Source organism: Paenibacillus sp. FSL K6-0108, from assembly GCF_045040695.1.
In the GTDB taxonomy this organism is placed as follows: Bacteria; Bacillota; Bacilli; order Paenibacillales; family Paenibacillaceae; genus Paenibacillus; species Paenibacillus pabuli_B.
In genome coordinates this window covers 5,323,936-5,341,962 of record NZ_CP150288.1, presented here as the reverse complement: position 1 = coordinate 5,341,962, position 18,027 = coordinate 5,323,936, and the positions used below count along the sequence as shown (strand labels likewise).

The following is an 18,027-nucleotide window of genomic DNA, read 5'->3' as shown; positions in this document are numbered from 1 at the left end:
GGATGTACCATTTGGTGCACAATTACAGAAGGGAAATGTTATCGTTTTTGCCATCCAGGCTGCGGCCAACCGCGTCGTGGACGATTTCCAAACAGCTGTGCTACAATGAACAAGTCTGGCGTAAAGCCTGGTATCGTTTGGAAAAGACAAGAACGGAGTGACAAACAAACGTGGTGTATTATATCCTCGCTTTTATCGTATTTTTAGTTGATCAGGGAACGAAGTTCCTAATTGCAACCCGGATGGAACTTAGAGATGAAATTCCGGTGATTGGCAATTTCTTTGTCATCACATCACATCGTAACTCAGGTGCAGCTTTTGGTATTCTACAGGATCAACGCTGGTTCTTTATTGTGGTTACACTAGTTGTCGTGGTGGCTTTGGTTTGGTATTTGCAAAAGGTAAAAGATACTCCGCACAAATTGCTGCCTGTGGCGCTTAGTTTGGTGCTTGGGGGAGCTATTGGTAACTTCCTGGATCGGGCTTTGACCGGAGAAGTTGTCGATTTTATCCAGCTTAATTTTGGCAGCTATACGTTTCCCATTTTCAACATAGCCGACTCGGCGATCTGTATCGGTGTGGTACTGATTATTTTAGAAACATTGTTTGAAGGACGGCGCGAGAAATCAGCCGCAAAGGTCGAAGGGAATGAACATCATGAGTAAATCGCAAAATGAAGAACAAACTAACGGAGACACGTCTACGCATGACGATGAACTCTTGAATGGCAATGACCGTATGGAATGGACGGTTGCCGCTGAACATCATAAAGAACGAATTGACAAATATATTACAGAATCCATGGATAACGTATCGCGCTCGCAAGTTCAATTGTGGATTGGAGACGGATTCGTTACGGTGAACGGGGCTAAAGTTAAAGCTAACGCCAAATTATCTGAAGGCGATCTGGTAGAGCTTCTAATCCCTGAGCCCACGACTGTGGAGATTATTGCTGAAAATATTCCGCTTGAAGTCGTATATGAAGATAGCGATGTAATCGTTATTAACAAACAGCGTGGCCTTGTTGTACACCCAGCACCAGGACATACGTCAGGAACACTTGTTAATGCACTGATGTATCACTGTAAAGATCTCTCAGGCATTAATGGCGAGTTACGTCCGGGTATTGTACATCGGATTGATAAGGACACCTCAGGTTTGATTATGGCTGCCAAAAATGATCGTGCTCATGCCTCGCTGGCTGCTCAGCTTAAAGAGCATAGTGTGAATAGACGATATATTGCACTCGTTCATGGGCATCTTAGCCATGATCAGGGTACAATTGATGCACCGATCGGTCGAGATACCAATGATCGTAAAATGTACACCGTTACGGAGCGTAACAGTAAACATGCGGTCACGCATTTTACCGTCACCGAGCGTATCAATGACTACACGTTGTTGGAACTGAAACTGGAGACAGGACGCACCCACCAGATTCGTGTTCACATGAAGTTCATTGGTCATCCGCTTGTTGGAGATCCGACGTATGGTCGTAACAAAGGGATCAAAATGCAGGGACAGGCCCTGCATGCCGCGGTTCTCGGGTTTGTACATCCAACGACCGGAGAATACCTTGAATTTACTGCCCCGCTTCCGCAGGATATGGAAGATGTTCTGGCCTCCTTGCGTAGCCGCTGACAGCTCTAGAAAGTACAAATGTTCGGATAATTTGTCCATGGTTTTGAACGCGCAAATGCTTCATATTAAAGTGTAGAAATTTGCGTCAAATGAGGAGATGAACAAAATCATGAGTATCGATAAATATCAGGAAACGTACATTCAGACTAATTTTGCCGACCGTATTGGCGGCTCCAACTATGGTAAAGACACCAACATCTATAAATTCGAGAAAATCAAACGTGCCAAAGCTTCGGCTAAAAAAGATTTTCCTAATGTAGAACTGATTGACCTCGGCGTAGGTGAACCGGACGAAATGGCAGATGCCGGCATCGTAGCTGCATTGGCGGAGCAAGCTTCCAAACCCGAGAACCGTGGTTATGCGGATAACGGTATTCCGGAATTCAAGGAAGCTGCTGCTGCTTACCTGAAAAATGTATTTAATGTTGAAGGTATCGATCCATCAACTGAAATCGTGCATTCCATCGGCTCCAAGCCAGCTTTGGCGATGATGCCTTCCTGCTTCATTAATCCAGGTGATGTAACGATTATGACGGTTCCTGGGTACCCGGTTATGGGTACACACACCAAATACCTGGGTGGCGAAGTATTCAACATCCAATTAACCAAGGAGAACAACTTCCTGCCTGATCTGACGGCCATTCCGGAAGATATTGCGAAACGTGCGAAGTTGCTCTATTTGAACTATCCAAATAACCCAACGGGCGCGAGTGCTACGGTTGAGTTCTTTACGGAAGTGGTTGAATGGGCGAAAAAATACAGCGTAGTTGTTGTACACGATGCTCCATACGCTGCACTGACATATGACGGCAAAAAACCATTCAGCTTCCTGTCTGTACCTGGTGCGAAGGATGTAGGCGTTGAATTGCACTCCCTGTCCAAGTCCTACAACATGACAGGCTGGAGAATCGGTTTTGTAGCAGGTAACCCGCTCGTTGTCAAAGCATTCAGCGACGTGAAAGACAACAATGACTCCGGTCAGTTCATCGCGATCCAAAAGGCTGCTGCTTATGGATTGAACCACCCGGAAATCACGGAAAAAATTGCCGAGAAATATTCCCGTCGTCATGACCTGCTGGTAGCTGCACTGAACGAGCTGGGCTTCCAGGCTGAGAAACCGAAAGGTTCCTTCTTCCTGTATGTTGAAGCTCCAAAAGGTATTGAAGGTGGACGCCGCTTTGAATCCGGCGAAGACTTCTCCCAGTTCCTGATCCGTGAGAAACTGATCTCTTCGGTGCCTTGGGATGATGCCGGTAACTTTGTTCGTTTCTCCGTTACCTTTGAAGCTAAAGGGGAAGAGGAAGAGAAACGTGTTATCGCCGAAATTAAACGCCGCCTGAGCGACGTGCAATTCGAATTTTAATTTAAATTCACATAATCATAATGATGTAATGTAAAGGAAGAAGAGGCCGGAAACGGTCTCTTTTTTTATGCAAAAAAATATAAATTCTTCCTGTAATCCCTTTACAAAATTATACAAGCAACATATGATTAAATCTTTACGTTATGTATTTAGTCAGAAGTTGCTTTTGAAGGGAGTTATGGAAATTGTTATCATCACGTACCAATACCGTGTCCACACCTGCTGCAGGGACAGGCAATACCATTTCAGGATTGCTTAAATTATTGAGACCCAAACAATGGACCAAAAATTTGCTGTTGTTTGCCGCGCTGCTTTTTTCTTTTGAGGAGATTCGGACGGAGACCATTCTATCGACTTTGCTAGGTTTTATTTTATTTAGCCTGGTTGCAGGCTGCGTTTATATTTTAAACGATTACGTAGATCGCGACAGAGATCGTCAGCATCCGGTGAAAATGTTCCGTCCTCTTGCTTCTGGACAGGTCAATCCGGCTCATGCCTTGCTGTTTGGAATTCTGTTGTTGATTCTTTCCGTCGGGATAGCCTTCATGATGAACCCGTTATTCGGAGTGTTATGTATTGTTTATTTTCTTTTGAATGTGTCGTACTCATTTGTACTGAAACATCTCGTTATTTTGGATATGATGACCATTGCGGCTGGATTTGTGCTTCGTGCGATTGCCGGTGGTGTGCTGATCCATGTACCATTTACGCCGTGGTTCCTCATTTGTACGATGCTGCTTTCCCTGTTCCTGGCCATCGGCAAACGGAGGAATGAACTTACTCTCCTTGAGGGAAATACCGGTTCGCACCGTAAAGTACTTGATAACTATTCGATTACGTTATTGGATCAGTTTAATACCATTGTCACAACGGCGACCATTATCAGCTATTCACTCTTTACGTTCACATCCGATCGCACCATTCATTTAATGTGGACGATTCCATTAGTCATATACGGCATGTTCCGTTATCTGTATCTGATTCATATGAAGAACCAAGGTGGTTCACCTGATCGAGTTTTGTTTGAGGACAAGCCCATCTTGATCACGGTCATTTTGTATGTCATAAGTGTTATTTTGATTTTTGCTATTTTTGAATAAACGTTAGAGTCTGGAAGGTAGAGGGGGATCAGGGTGAAAAGCACGAAAGTCGCCATCTTTGATATTGATAAAACGATTATACGCAGAGATTCCATGTTTCAGTTTGTACATTACGGCGTTCGGCGTTATCCATGGCAGGTATGGAGATTGCCTGTAATTGCATTTCATACCGCGCTGTTCAAGGCAGGTCTGATGACCGTCGAGCGTGTCAAACGTTCCTACTTCAAAAGCATCGAGCGCATGTCTGAAAAAGATCTGGAGCATTTTTTTGATACACGATTGCGTACGGCCATTTTTGCAGAGGCAAGTGTAGAGATGCAGCACCGTAAGGAAGCAGGCTATCATGTATTGCTGGTGACCGCATCTCCGCATGCTTATATGAAATATTTTAAAAACTTTCCCTGGGTGGATCATGTCATCGGTACCGATCTGGTTCGTCACTCGAATGGCTATACCTGTAGGATTGAAGGCAGCAATTGCAAAGGGGATGAAAAGGTACGCCGAATTCAGGCCTATCTGGATGAGAAAAAAATGGTGATTGATTATGATCAGTCCTGTTCCTATTCCGACTCCTTATCCGATCTTCCTGTGATGCAGTTGGTGAGTCAACGATACCTTATTAACAAACGTGTGCCAGAGATGGAGGCATTGTCGTGGGGGAAATAAAAGGGCGCCATACCGGCAAGCTGTTGATGCTGCTCTCCGCTTTTCTTACTGCGACGGGCCAATTGTTCTGGAAGTGGGGTCTGACCGAGTGGATCTATCTGGGCATCGGCTTTCTCTGTTATGGACTGGGTGCGATTTTGATGATTAAGGCGTTTGCTTTGGAAAAGCTGTCTGTAGCCTATCCTTTGATGTGTGCCAGCTACGTGTTTGCGCTGATCTATGGATACTTTTTGCTAGGTGAAGAAATTTCGGTGCAGAAGCTGGCCGCTGTTGTGCTGCTTGGAATCGGGGTGACGTTGACCAGTGTTGATCGATAGCTGGATGATTGCTGTACTGATCGCAATGACCCTGTGTGGAGCGATGGGAGGAGCGGGGTTGAAAGCCTACGCCAACAGCCGCAAAAAGCTCCATGTTCTTATGGGGCTTGGATTCTATGGTACAGGTGCGCTGCTGAATATTGTATTGTTGAAATTTCTTCCCTTAACGGTTGTGCTGCCTGCCAATGCGTTAACGTATGTGTGGACGCTCATAATAGCGAGGTTTGCCTTTAAGGAAGCAGTGGGTCCTTTGCGCTGGATCGGTGTCGCTTGTATTATGGGCGGACTGTGTTTATTGGTTTTATAGAATAATTGAAACTGGATGTGAACGCATGAAATTTTTGGACTACATATTTTATAATCGCAGAACCAATTGGATCGCATTCGGTCTATTTGCGAGTTTTGCTCTTTTTTACGCTCTCATGAATGGGCCTTACGTGATGTACATAGCGAATAACGCAGAGCTTCTAGGGTCATACACGCCATTTAGTACAACGCATTTTCCACTTAATTTATTCAACTTCGATCCTTCCATGTATTATGGAGATAACAGTTCTTCGGTGATTCATCCGTTAATTTCATTCCTGGCCGTTACGCTTGAAGCAGGGGCTCAACTGTTGGGCGGGAATTGGTTTTTTCTTGTCCTGCAGTCACTTGTGAATGCGGGCTCGGTTGTTCTTGTATTTTTGTTTTTGAATCGAAAAGATAAACAAATCACCACACCGTTACTTTTCGCTTTATTGTTCGGTTTCAGCTCCTATCTGATGTTTACTGCATTGATTCCGGATTCCTATCCGTATGTGCAGTTTGTTATTCTGCTCTCTGTGCTGTATATGCAATATATCCGTGAACGCAAAGATGTCCGATACATTCCGAATGCGCTATTGGCATCCATCAACTTTGGACTGACATCGACCAACATCGTGCCATTTGCGGCCGCCATGTTTTTCAATTTGCGTACGTGGCGTAACAAGTCTGGTTGGAAAAAGTACATCGGAATTATGGCTCTGGCCGTTGCTTTCATTGTGGTATTGACAGGGATCCAGTATATTGCGTTTGGCGGTCGAAGCTGGGTCAGCAATTGGCTTCTTGGCATTCAAAATGGGGGAACAAGCTATGCCACTCCATTCCAGTTCGCAGCTCATTGGAAAGCTCTAAGCCTGCTAACGATTAATCCGATGCTGTCACCGAAAGTGCATTTGCTGGACCCGGGCATGGTCGCGTTTGTAACGGATCTGTCCCGTTCCAATCCGATCTATGTTCAGCTTACGGGTATATTTATTCTGCTGCTGGCGCTCATGGGGGTTATCAAGGGCATCCGTGAACGGGAAGTATGGACTCTTGTGCCATACATTCTGTTTGCATTTTTACTTCATATCGTCGTTGGTTTCGGGCTGGCTGTATTTCAATACGATATGTACCTGTATGCAGGACACTATCTGTTTGCGTTTTTCCTTCTCGGTGGGGGCTTCGTCATCAGTCTGCGTCCGGGGATGGGTAAAAAAGTGCTAATAGGCTTGATCATGCTATGTATTCTCGTTACCGCAGGGAACAACATCTATCGGCATGTAGAAACATTAACAACCATCAAGCAGTCCTATGATCAGCTGGAACAGGAACGTACAGTGAAATAATCAGACATTTTAAATATCTATATAAATGAGACAAGGCTATCGGACTGTAAATCCAATGGCCTTGTCTTGTTTGGCATGATTCATTTGATATGTGCATGTTGGCTTCAAACAAAAGACCCACTGTATTCATTACGCAGAGGGTCTCACGGACGATTTTAAGCAATAATTTTGGTCTTCTTGGCATTCTCGGCTGAACGCTTGGTGAGACTGCTGAGAGGACGTTTCAAAGCGAGAGCAACGATGAGACTCAGCGCGATGAACATGCACAACCACAGAATATCCTTGATGGCAGTAGACCACAGGATGCCCCCGACCGACTCACGCAGCAGGCTGATCGCATACGTGAAGGGCATGAACGGATTCAATGCCTGGAAAAAGGGCGATGTCATGCTGATCGGGAACGTACCGCCGGAGCTGGAGAACTGGAACACCATGAAGATGATCGCGATCCCTTTTCCGATATTCCCAAAAACGGACAGCAGAGTGTACGTTATGGTTACAAATACGGCACTTACCAGCATGGCAAACAGGACAAACCACAGTTTATCTGCGACATAGGTGCCGAGAATCAAAATATCTCCCAGGCTGACACAGATCGCTTGAAGCAATCCAATCGTCAGAAAAGTGGCAAGACGTCCAAGATACAACTCGTATCCCCTGAACTTGCCGTCTGGATTCTCAGCTTCGGCACGAAGCAGGGAAATCAGCAACGTTGAGCCGACCCACAAGGACAGCACACCATAAAATGGTGACATGGCTGATCCGTAATTCGGAATCGGGTAAAGCTGCTGTTCCTTGATTTGCACCGGACTTGCTAGGAAAGCACTCTCTTCTTCAATGTCGCCCCGCAAAAGCTTGGCGAGCTCGGCAAACTGGTTATTGCCTTCGACTTCCCTAAGCTTGTCTGCAGCCTTGCTGATGGCATTTTCCAGCGCTGGCAGATCATCACGTACAAGCGAGGCAACACGATGTACTCCTTGTTCGACCTCAGGTAGCTGGTTCTGTACAAAATCGGATGCCTTGCCGATCTGTTTCTCTGCATTGGGCAGATCGTTCCGAACAAAATCAGCTGCTTCATTCAGCTTGTTCCCCAGCTTGGGCAGATCGTTTCGAATTAATGAAGATACGGTGTTTAAAGCTTGGATGAAGCCTTCACTTTTGTTCGCGAGTGTCTCTGATATCTCATGAATCTTAGATTGTATTTGAGGCAATTCACTCTGGATTTTCTTTAACTCGGTCTGTCCAAAGGTAATCCCTTCTTTGGCTGATGCAAGAATGTCCGCAATATCCGGAATTCGGTCCCTTGCTGCCTGTAGTGTATCTGCTGAAGTGGAGAGGATGGTCCTCAGTTTATCCGCACCAGATGCAAGCGCAGGCGATATTTCACTCTCGTAGGTGTTCAGGATATTGCCAATGCCGCTGCTAATGTCCTTGGAGAGAGCATTTAGCTGAGCGATGACGTCTGCAGGCGGAGTTGTATTGCGACGCAGAGCATCACTGATGATCCCAGCCAGGCGGACTTGCAGCTGCAGTTTATCTGAAATGGTGTTCAGCTTCGTAATTTTATCGGCAAGTGGATGGCTTGGAAGCAAGTTGTCGATTTTGCCCAGTAGTTCTGCCATACTGTCGACGAGTTTTACTGCAATCCCCAAGCGGGCAGCGATCCGGTCCAGATCCTCAGCTGTTGGCAGTTTACTAAGATCTGTATTTTGCAATTGCCCAAATACGTCTGACGCAGCGTTTGCGATTTGCTGTACCAGCAGCAAGTTTTGCCGGATCGCCGGGCCTATTGCCTGGAACGCTTCTTCACTGGAGTCCACAAACTGATTCAAGCCTTCAGCCAGCTCAATCCCGTTACCAGCTATTTGTGATACTTTGTCAAGGTCTTGCTCTGCGGCTGTAACGATTGACAGAGCTTTGTCGGTTTTATCCAGGGCTGTTTGGATCACGCCTGATACCTGACCAAAGTTTGCATCCACTTCTTGTATACGTTTTACGGCTTTTTGGATATCGGGAATCCGATCCTGAGTAGCCAACACCTCGGATGCCGCATCATTAATTTGTGGCCAATATTCCTGTACCTTGAGCACATACTGTGCGGCTTCGTTGATTTCGGGCAGTTTTTTTTCAATTCCGACGATCTTTTGTGCGTCTTTTACAATACCAGGCATGGCCTTTTCCACTTCTAATACCTTTTGTCCTGCGGCTTGTATCTCCGGAAGATTTTTCTCCAGCGTGAAAATGCCATTCTCCATTTTGCGCAGAGTTGGAAGCTGGGCATTGATTTCAACCCCGGCTTCCTTCAACTTGGTTAGAACAGCCTCACTGACCGCTTCGGTGAAATTTTCATTGATTTGTGTTGTTATCGCAGATACACCGGAGCCTGTAATTTTTGGAGCAATGGCATTAACCTTCTCGTTAACGGTATAGATTACTTCTGGGCGCTCCAGCTTCCCGTCAACGATGCCTGTTATTTTGGATGAAAAGTCCCCGGGAATGAGCAGGCTTGCATAATACTCTCCTGTTTGCACACCCCGATCAGCCTCAGCCTGGTCCACAAAAGTCCACCCCAGCTTTTCGTTCTGTTTCAGGCTGGATACCAGCTCGTCTCCAATATTAACGTTCGTTCCTGCAACGGTTGCACCCTTGTCCTCGGTTGTCACTGCAATTTTGATCCCCTGGGTGTTGCTGTATGGGTCCCAAACGGATTTCACATTAACCCAGTCATACACCCCGGGCAGTAAAATAATAGCCACAATTAGAAATATACCTGTAGGAACCTTCAAAATATGTAACCAGTCTGTTTTGTAAACTTGCCAAATGTGACGCATAACTTCCTCCTAAATGTAAATAAATGTAGGTCCTATCTTATTTCTATGTTGCATATTTGTAAATCCTTATGTATATCGGTTTTATGGCAGCTTCAATGAATTATTTCATGTTTATAAACTTTACCCATTTCACTGGGGACTAATGCAGAGCCTTCAGCTATTCAGTGTTTCTGGATGTTGAAATCTAAAATTAGAAGAAATGTATCCTATTAAAATGCCTTCAGAAATTAAAGCAGTTATGACAAAACTCACTGCAGAATACAAAAGGGATGGGTTCAGTCTCAGCGTTGAATATTGTTAGAGGGTTATTTTGGCTATAAGGTATTCAATAATTGCCTATGGATAAATATACAGAATTATTGTATAATTATGAATGACGAATGAGATGTGATGTGTTTGGATGTTTTTCAGCCCAACTGCTGATTCTAAGAGAATACAGTAGAGGAATTTCGCCTATGATGTTGAGGTGTTGACAGAGGGTTGTCTTTCTGTCATAATTCATGAAGACAAACGGACATATTGAGTATAGAACCCTGTGAGGTCCTTCAATATGAACGACATGAATAGCACCTTTAAATCAGTCCCGTGAGACTGGCAAGGTAACGTGAACGATACATCGTTTTTTTGCTGCGGCAAATCAAGCGATGCATCCCGAGAGTAAACTTTCTTCAGAGCGGTCTGAAGTTCGGAGACTCCTTGCCAATAAACACGGCAAGGAGTCTTTTTTTGTTCTCCTCGTCACGGGGCCATGATCTGAAAGGTAAATCCTGAGGAGGCTGAACGCATGAGCACAGAGACACATGTCATTATGGATGAAACCGCGATCCGCCGCGCATTAACACGGATTGCCCATGAGATTTTGGAAAAAAACAAAGGCATTGAGGGCTGTGTACTGATCGGTATTCGAACACGGGGTGTATACCTCGCAGAACGGATCGCCGCCAAGATTGAAGAAATCGAAGGTACACCGATCCCTTGGGGAGAACTTGATGTAACCCCTTATCGCGATGATCGCTTGGATGAGAATAAAGCGAATCGCAAGGAACTGTTGACGATGACACCTGAATCACTTTCGATTCATAACAAAAAAGTGATTTTGTTCGATGATGTGCTCTATACCGGAAGGACAATTCGTGCAGCAATGGATGCCCTGATGGACTGTGGAAGACCACAGAACATTCAGCTGGCGGTTCTCGCAGATCGCGGACACCGGGAACTTCCGATTCGACCTGATTTTATCGGCAAGAATGTGCCGACTTCCAAATCAGAGGAGATCGAGGTTGCACTGATGGAAACGGACGGACAGGATGAAGTCAAGATCATTCAGAACCGGGGGGAGCAAGCATGATGATTACACAACCAGTATTGAAGGACCGGAGCTTGCTTGGCCTTAAGGAACTTAGTCGCGATGAGATCGAATCCATTCTGAACAGAGCAGCACACTGGGAAGCGCAGAAGGAGAAACTGGTTCCTGTACTGGAATCCCACTTCGTAGCCAACATGTTCTTTGAGAATAGCACGCGTACTCGCTTCTCATTTGAAATGGCGGAAAAACGTCTGGGTGCACAAGTACTGAACTTCACGGCGGCTGCATCCAGCGTGGAGAAAGGCGAATCCATCTATGATACGGTACGCACACTGGAGTCCATGGGAATCGATGCGGGAGTAATCCGGTTGAAACCTTCGGGTGTTCTGCAACAACTGGCTCAGAAAGTGAATGTTCCACTAGTGAACGCCGGAGACGGTAATAACGAGCATCCTACTCAGGCGCTGCTGGATCTCTACACGATGCGGAAGGGTTTCGGTGAGCTGAAAGGTTTGCGTGTGTCGATCATCGGAGACATCATGCACAGCCGGGTAGCTCGCTCCAATCTGTGGGCACTTCAAAAGTTTGGTGCAGATGTGCGCTTCTGTGCACCACAAACGATGCAGGCACCGGAGCTTGCAGAACACGCGCCTTATGTAGGTCTGGAAGAAGCACTCGATGCGGATGTAGTCATGATGCTCCGAGTTCAATTGGAACGTCATAAACACGGCTTGATTACTTCGGCTGAGGATTATCGCGAACACTACGGATTGACGGAAGAACGGGCGTCACGCCTGAAACCAAGCACAATCATTATGCACCCTGCTCCTGTGAACCGAAATGTCGAGGTAGATGACGCGGTAGTGGAGAGCGCAGCATCGCGGATCTTCCCGCAGATGGCAAACGGTGTTCCAATCCGCATGGCGGTCATGGAACGCGCGATGAAGCTGTAACAGGGTCTGGCTGTGGGTCATAGGCTGACGGGACGGAAGTTCTTATAGAGCAATGTGAGGGTACACGATAAAGAAAATTATCCGGCTTGCCTGGCAAGTCGGACAGAACCGAAGCGGAGGGTAATTATGCTACAGATTATAAAGAACGCGAACATCTTGAATCAACAAGGGGAACTTGAACGGAAAACGATCATTATAGATGAAGGAAAAATTCAAAAGATCGCTGGAGTGGAAGACGAAGCGGTACTGAAAGCAGAGCAATCAGCGCAAAGCGTAACCGATGCATCAGGCAAACTGGTCATTCCCGGCCTGATTGATATGCACGTGCATCTGCGTGAACCTGGATTCGAGCATAAAGAGACGATCGAAACAGGTGCCCGTTCGGCAGCGCAAGGCGGTTTTACAACGATTGCCTGCATGCCGAACACAAGACCGGTAACCGATAATGCGGATGTCGTGAAGTTGGTTTTGGATAAAGCCAAAGAAGCCGACCTGGTTAAAGTGCTGCCTTATGCAGCTATTACGAAGAACGAGCTTGGACGTGAGCTTACGGATTTTGCTGCTTTGAAAGAAGCAGGCGCGATTGGATTCACCGATGATGGTGTAGGTGTACAAAACGCTCAGATGATGAAAGACGCCATGAGCCTGGCTGCAAGCATGGATATGCCGGTCATCGCTCACTGTGAGGACGACTCATTGGTAGTCGGCGGATATGTGACCGAAGGAGAGTTTTCGAAGCGTCACGGTATCAAAGGTATTCCGAATGAATCCGAGGCAATCCACGTAGGCCGTGATATCCTGCTTGCAGAAGCAACGGGAGTTCACTACCATGTCTGCCACGTAAGTACAGAGCAGTCGGTTCGCTTGATTCGCCTGGCGAAGTCCATCGGCATTAAAGTCACTGCTGAGGTATGTCCGCATCATCTGATACTGTCGGATGAGGATATCCCGGGCATGGATGCCAACTGGAAGATGAACCCGCCTCTTCGCTCACCACGTGACGTGCAGGCTTGTATCGAAGGTTTGCTGGACGGAACGCTGGACATGATCGTTACCGATCACGCGCCGCACAGCGAAGAAGAGAAAGCAAAAGGCATGGAGCTGGCACCATTCGGCATCGTCGGATTCGAAACAGCCTTCCCGCTGCTGTACACCAAGTTTGTGGAAACAGGGCTTTGGAGCCTGGACTTCCTCGTTAAACGTATGACAGCTGATCCGGCACGAGTATTCCGACTGGATACTGGCAAGCTGGAAGAGGGAGCACCTGCGGACATCACCATGATTGACCTGAACCAGGAACAAGCGGTTGATCCTGCAACGTTCGCAACTAAAGGAAGAAACACGCCATTCACAGGCTGGAAGCTTAAAGGTTGGCCAGTACAGACATGGGTGGACGGCAAAAGCGTGTGGAACAACACGGTACAACAGTAAAACGGTACCTTATTAGATCAATAAATTAATAAATTTTACCTCTTTAATTCTTTTAAAATAACGAGGCTTTATTATCTAAATCTTCAACTTATACACCAGTAACATCTTTACAACTAACTCGAGGCAAACCATGCCGAGAGTCAAACATACGAAACAAAGAAAAGTTGAATAATGCTTTTGAACATGGACACCAGCGTAACTGCGGAGTGGGCAGAAAGAACCCGAAGAAGCAAAGCGTTCGCCTTTATCACCGGATTACTCCATTTGAATAATGGGATCAAAGTAATCCGGGGATAACAGCGATCAAAGGGTTTTCTGCCCACGAAGCCGCACCAATCGTAACGTCCCCCATGTTCAACTCAAAGTATTCAACTTTGATAAACACAGAGGAGTGAAATGGGATGCAGGCACAGGCAAGATTATTGTTGGAAGACGGCACACTGTTCACCGGGAAAGCATTCGGTGCTGAAGGTGAAACAACAGGTGAGGTCGTTTTTAATACGGGAATTACAGGCTATCAAGAGGTGCTTTCGGATCCTTCTTACTGCGGTCAAATCGTAACCATGACGTACCCACTGATTGGTAACTACGGCATTACGCGTGACGACTTCGAGTCGATTCGTCCGTTCGTACACGGTTTTGTGGTACGCCGTCATGAGCCAACGCCAAGCAACTGGCGTGCGGAATACAGCGTAGACGATTTGCTTAAAGAGTACGGCATCGTAGGAATCAGTGAGATTGATACACGGATGCTGACTCGCCGGATTCGTCACCATGGCACAATGAAAGGAATTCTCACAACAGGATCGAAACCTGTGGAAGAGTTGCTGGAGATGATGGGAGATACCAGCATCGCTGAGCTGCGTAACCAGGTTCCTATGACTTCTACTCAACATGTTTACAACAGCCCGGGAACGGCTGAACGCATTGTATTGGTTGACTACGGTGCAAAAACAGGGATTTTGCGTGAACTTAGCAAACGTAACTGTGACGTTGTCGTAGTTCCGCATGATGTGACAGCAGACGAAATCCGCCGTATGAACCCGGATGGCATTCAGCTGTCCAACGGCCCTGGGGACCCGAAAGACGTGCCTCATGCGGTTAAAATGATCAGTGAACTGCTTGGCGAATATCCGATCTTCGGAATCTGTCTGGGTCACCAACTGTTCGCACTTGCGGCAGGAGCCGATACAGAGAAACTCAAGTTTGGACACCGCGGCGGAAACCACCCTGTCAAAGAACTGGAGAGCGGACGTTGCTTCATCACATCTCAGAACCACGGTTACACCGTTAACGAAGAATCCGTGAAACATACGGATCTTGAAGTGACACATATCAACAATAACGACAAGACCATTGAAGGTCTGAAACATAAAACATACCCGGCGTTTTCCGTTCAGTATCACCCGGAAGCAGCGCCAGGACCGTACGATAACAGCTACCTGTTTGACCGCTTCATTGAAATGATTCGTGAGCACAAAATCACTAACCCGCAAAAGCCGCGTCAAGCCGTATTGGCAGCCGCAGTGAAAGGAGCACAATAACATGCCGATTAACAAAGATCTTAAGAAAATCCTGGTGATTGGTTCCGGTCCAATCGTCATCGGTCAAGCGGCCGAGTTTGACTATGCCGGTACACAGGCCTGCCAGGCACTGAAAGAAGAAGGCGTGGAAGTTGTACTCATTAACAGCAACCCGGCTACAATTATGACGGATACGAACATGGCTGACAAAGTCTATATCGAGCCCATTACACTGGATTTTGTAACGCAAATCATTCGTCAGGAACGTCCTGACGGCTTGCTGCCAACCCTTGGCGGTCAAACGGGTCTGAACATGGCTGTGGAACTTGCACGTGCCGGTGTTCTGGAGCGCGAGAACGTCAAACTGCTCGGTACCCAGCTCACATCCATTGAGAAAGCGGAAGACCGTGACTTGTTCCGTGATCTGATGCGCGAATTGGAACAGCCTGTACCTGAGAGTGTCATCGTAACAACACTTGAGGAATCACTTGATTTTGCGAATGAGATTGGTTATCCAATCATCGTCCGTCCAGCTTACACGCTTGGCGGAACAGGCGGCGGGATCTGTGCAAACGAAGAAGAGCTGCGTGAAACCGTGGCAGCAGGCCTTCGTTACAGCCCGATTGGGCAATGTCTGGTCGAGAAGAGCATTGCAGGCATGAAAGAAGTCGAGTATGAGGTTATGCGTGACAAAAACGATAACTGTATCGTTGTCTGCAACATGGAAAACTTTGACCCGGTGGGTGTTCATACAGGTGACAGTATCGTTGTGGCGCCAAGCCAGACACTGTCTGACCGTGAATATCAGATGCTGCGCTCCGCTTCTCTGAAAATCATTCGTGCCCTCAACATTGAAGGTGGATGTAACGTACAGTTTGCGCTTGATCCACACAGCTTCCAGTATTATGTGATCGAAGTTAACCCGCGGGTAAGTCGTTCTTCCGCGCTGGCTTCGAAAGCAACAGGGTATCCAATCGCGAAGATGGCTGCCAAAATCGCATTGGGGTACACATTGGACGAAATTGTGAACCCGGTAACGGGTCAAACGTATGCTTGTTTTGAGCCAACACTGGACTATATCGTAAGCAAAATTCCACGCTGGCCGTTCGACAAGTTCGTCTCGGCGAACCGCAAACTGGGCACACAGATGAAAGCGACAGGCGAAGTGATGGCCATTGGCCGGACATTTGAAGAGTCAATTCACAAAGCAGTTCGTTCCCTGGAAATCGGCGTGCACCGACTGTATCTGAAAGATGCTGAAACCCTTGATGAAGCAACACTGAATGAGCGTCTGGTCAAAGCCGACGATGAGCGTATCTTCTTGATTGCTGAGGCATTCCGCAGAGGTTATACGTTGCAACAGCTTCAGGATCTGACCAAGATTGACTGGTGGTTCCTGGATAAACTCGAAGGGCTGATCGGCTTCGAAGATCGCATTCGCGAGGAATCCGAACTGACATCCGAGACACTGTATCAAGCCAAGCGCCTTGGCTTCACAGACCGTGCCATTGCTGAGCTGCGAGCTCAAGGTCAGCCTGGTGGCACATTAACGAAAGAAACTGAAGTAAGAGCACGCCGTGTAGAAGAGAACCTTCGCCCGGTATACAAAATGGTAGATACATGTGCAGCTGAATTTGAAGCAACAACGCCATATTACTACTCTACTTACGAAACTGAGAATGAAGTCATTCCTTCAGACAAGAAAAAAGTAGTGGTACTTGGTTCCGGCCCGATCCGGATTGGTCAAGGGATTGAGTTCGACTATTCAACAGTACATGCGGTATGGGCTCTGCAAAAAGCAGGCTATGAAGCGGTAATCATTAATAACAATCCGGAGACGGTGTCAACGGACTTTAATACATCGGATCGGTTGTACTTTGAACCTCTGTTCTTCGAAGATGTAATGAACGTTATCGAACAGGAACAGCCTGTAGGTGTTATCGTACAGTTTGGTGGTCAAACGGCAATCAACCTGGCAGCACCACTGCGTGCCGCTGGCGTAACGATTCTCGGAACCGATCTGGAAAACATCGATGAGGCGGAAGATCGCAAGAAGTTTGAACATCTGCTCTCCCGTCTGGAAATTGCACAACCTAAAGGCAAAACAGTCATTTCGGTAGATGATGCGGTTGAAACGGCTCAAAGTCTGGGTTACCCGGTTCTGGTTCGTCCTTCCTACGTACTTGGTGGTCGTGCCATGGAGATCGTATACTCCGATTCCGAATTGCTGACCTACATGGAGCAGGCGGTTAAAATCAATCCGGAGCATCCGGTCCTGATCGACCGTTACATGATGGGGAAAGAGGTTGAGGTTGACGCGATCTGTGATGGCGAAACGGTATTGATTCCGGGGATCATGGAGCATATCGAGCGTGCGGGGGTTCACTCTGGCGACTCCATCGCGGTTTATCCGCCACAGCACCTGTCTCAGGATCTGAAAGAGAAAATTGTAGAGATTACAATCAAGATTGCCAAAGAACTGAAGACAATCGGTTTGGTTAACATCCAGTTTGTTATCCATGATGGCCAAGTGTACATCATTGAGGTGAACCCGCGTTCATCCCGTACAGTACCTTTCCTGAGCAAAGTAACCAACATTCCGATGGCGAACTTGGCAACACAAGCCATTCTGGGCGTGAAGCTGAAAGACCTCGGTTATGTCGATGGTCTGTGGCCTGAGTCGGATCATGTTTCCGTAAAAGTTCCAGTCTTCTCCTTCGCGAAGCTGCGTCGTGTGGAGCCAACCCTTGGACCTGAGATGAAATCCACAGGTGAGGTTATGGGTCGTGACCCGAATTACGCCAAAGCGTTGTTCAAAGGTCTTATCGGTGCAGGCATGAAGATCCCGGCCACCGGCGCAATTGTGGTAACGGTAGCAGATAAAGACAAAGACGAAGCTGTACCTTTGCTCGAAGGCTTCTACAGATTGGGTTACAAAATCATGGCAACTGGAGGAACGGCAGCTGCGCTTGAAGCAGCGAACATTCCGGTGACCACGGTGAATAAATTAAGTGAAGGTTCGCCGAACATTCTTGATATGATTCGCAGCGGCGAAGCAAACTTTGTATTCAACACCTTGACCAAAGGCAAAACGCCACAGCGTGACGGATTCCGTATTCGCCGTGAAGCGGTGGAGAACGGCATTGTATGTATGACTTCACTGGATACGATCCGTGCATTGTTGATCATGCTGCAAACGATCAACTTCTCCTCTGAGGCTATGCCAGCCTTTGTAGAATAAATAAGACGATTTGTCACTGAT

The 18,027-nt window shown here is 47.0% G+C and carries 14 protein-coding genes; 13 read left to right on the top strand and 1 reads right to left on the bottom strand.

All coding sequences use genetic code 11. The features are described 5' to 3' along the window. Positions 1-170: 170 nt before the first annotated feature. The 8 genes from lspA to MHB49_RS24305 all read left to right on the top strand — a co-directional run bounded on the left by lspA (position 171) and on the right by MHB49_RS24305 (position 6,721). Positions 171-665 (top strand): signal peptidase II, encoded by a 495-nt coding sequence (gene lspA, locus MHB49_RS24340; protein WP_405153304.1) that lies wholly within the window; start codon positions 171-173, stop codon positions 663-665. Continuing rightward, complete coding sequence (locus MHB49_RS24335) at positions 658-1,641, top strand: RluA family pseudouridine synthase (protein ID WP_405153303.1); 984 nt, start codon at positions 658-660, stop codon at positions 1,639-1,641. Before lspA ends, MHB49_RS24335 begins: the two co-directional genes overlap by 8 nt. A 109-nt stretch (positions 1,642-1,750) precedes the next feature. Continuing rightward, positions 1,751-3,004 (top strand): LL-diaminopimelate aminotransferase, encoded by a 1,254-nt coding sequence (locus tag MHB49_RS24330; RefSeq protein ID WP_247898503.1) that lies wholly within the window; start codon positions 1,751-1,753, stop codon positions 3,002-3,004. Between the two features lie 185 nt (positions 3,005-3,189). Beyond that, positions 3,190-4,104, top strand: coding sequence for a decaprenyl-phosphate phosphoribosyltransferase (locus MHB49_RS24325; protein WP_405153302.1), 915 nt, complete (start codon positions 3,190-3,192; stop codon positions 4,102-4,104). Between the two features lie 33 nt (positions 4,105-4,137). Further along, positions 4,138-4,770, top strand: a complete 633-nt coding sequence (locus MHB49_RS24320; protein ID WP_405153301.1) for an HAD-IB family hydrolase — start codon at positions 4,138-4,140, stop codon at positions 4,768-4,770. Positions 4,771-4,796: 26 nt separating this feature from the next. Continuing rightward, positions 4,797-5,087 (top strand): EamA family transporter, encoded by a 291-nt coding sequence (locus tag MHB49_RS24315; RefSeq protein ID WP_247903246.1) that lies wholly within the window; start codon positions 4,797-4,799, stop codon positions 5,085-5,087. Beyond that, a complete protein-coding gene (locus tag MHB49_RS24310; RefSeq protein ID WP_405153300.1) occupies positions 5,077-5,394 on the top strand; it encodes a permease in 318 nt (105 codons plus the stop codon). Before MHB49_RS24315 ends, MHB49_RS24310 begins: the two co-directional genes overlap by 11 nt. A 25-nt stretch (positions 5,395-5,419) precedes the next feature. Then, positions 5,420-6,721, top strand: coding sequence for a DUF6080 domain-containing protein (locus MHB49_RS24305; RefSeq protein ID WP_405153299.1), 1,302 nt, complete (start codon positions 5,420-5,422; stop codon positions 6,719-6,721). Positions 6,722-6,876: 155 nt separating this feature from the next. Here the strand turns inward: MHB49_RS24305 and MHB49_RS24300 are convergent, their stop codons facing one another. Then, positions 6,877-9,552: a YhgE/Pip family protein gene (locus tag MHB49_RS24300; protein WP_405153298.1), complete on the bottom strand. Its 2,676-nt coding sequence runs from the start codon at positions 9,550-9,552 to the stop codon at positions 6,877-6,879. Positions 9,553-10,336: 784 nt separating this feature from the next. On the opposite strand from MHB49_RS24300, the gene pyrR reads away from it, so the two are divergent. The 5 genes from pyrR to carB all read left to right on the top strand — a co-directional run bounded on the left by pyrR (position 10,337) and on the right by carB (position 18,006). Continuing rightward, positions 10,337-10,900: a bifunctional pyr operon transcriptional regulator/uracil phosphoribosyltransferase PyrR gene (gene pyrR, locus MHB49_RS24295; RefSeq protein ID WP_090901445.1), complete on the top strand. Its 564-nt coding sequence runs from the start codon at positions 10,337-10,339 to the stop codon at positions 10,898-10,900. Further along, positions 10,900-11,811, top strand: a complete 912-nt coding sequence (locus MHB49_RS24290; protein WP_405157229.1) for an aspartate carbamoyltransferase catalytic subunit — start codon at positions 10,900-10,902, stop codon at positions 11,809-11,811. Before pyrR ends, MHB49_RS24290 begins: the two co-directional genes overlap by 1 nt. 126 nt (positions 11,812-11,937) lie before the next feature. Next, the gene (locus tag MHB49_RS24285) at positions 11,938-13,242 is read left to right on the top strand and encodes a dihydroorotase (protein ID WP_405153297.1); all 1,305 of its coding nucleotides are present in this window, start codon (positions 11,938-11,940) and stop codon (positions 13,240-13,242) included. Between the two features lie 401 nt (positions 13,243-13,643). Further along, the gene (gene carA, locus MHB49_RS24280) at positions 13,644-14,786 is read left to right on the top strand and encodes a glutamine-hydrolyzing carbamoyl-phosphate synthase small subunit (protein ID WP_247898497.1); all 1,143 of its coding nucleotides are present in this window, start codon (positions 13,644-13,646) and stop codon (positions 14,784-14,786) included. A gap of 1 nt (position 14,787) precedes the next feature. Continuing rightward, positions 14,788-18,006: a carbamoyl-phosphate synthase large subunit gene (carB, locus tag MHB49_RS24275; protein ID WP_247898496.1), complete on the top strand. Its 3,219-nt coding sequence runs from the start codon at positions 14,788-14,790 to the stop codon at positions 18,004-18,006. The last annotated feature ends 21 nt before the right edge of the window (positions 18,007-18,027 follow it).

What these genes read in the sequence shown, in the direction of transcription:
- MHB49_RS24335 (WP_405153303.1), top strand. Translation starts at nt 658, where the DNA reads ATGAGTAAATCGCAAAATGAAGAACAAACTAACGGAGACACGTCTACG.
- MHB49_RS24330 (WP_247898503.1), top strand. Translation starts at nt 1,751, where the DNA reads ATGAGTATCGATAAATATCAGGAAACGTACATTCAGACTAATTTTGCC.
- MHB49_RS24315 (WP_247903246.1), top strand. Translation starts at nt 4,797, where the DNA reads ATGCTGCTCTCCGCTTTTCTTACTGCGACGGGCCAATTGTTCTGGAAG.
- MHB49_RS24305 (WP_405153299.1), top strand. Translation starts at nt 5,420, where the DNA reads ATGAAATTTTTGGACTACATATTTTATAATCGCAGAACCAATTGGATC.
- MHB49_RS24300 (WP_405153298.1), bottom strand. Translation starts at nt 9,552, where the DNA reads ATGCGTCACATTTGGCAAGTTTACAAAACAGACTGGTTACATATTTTG.
- pyrR (WP_090901445.1), top strand. Translation starts at nt 10,337, where the DNA reads ATGAGCACAGAGACACATGTCATTATGGATGAAACCGCGATCCGCCGC.
- MHB49_RS24290 (WP_405157229.1), top strand. Translation starts at nt 10,900, where the DNA reads ATGATTACACAACCAGTATTGAAGGACCGGAGCTTGCTTGGCCTTAAG.
- MHB49_RS24285 (WP_405153297.1), top strand. Translation starts at nt 11,938, where the DNA reads ATGCTACAGATTATAAAGAACGCGAACATCTTGAATCAACAAGGGGAA.
- carA (WP_247898497.1), top strand. Translation starts at nt 13,644, where the DNA reads ATGCAGGCACAGGCAAGATTATTGTTGGAAGACGGCACACTGTTCACC.
- carB (WP_247898496.1), top strand. Translation starts at nt 14,788, where the DNA reads ATGCCGATTAACAAAGATCTTAAGAAAATCCTGGTGATTGGTTCCGGT.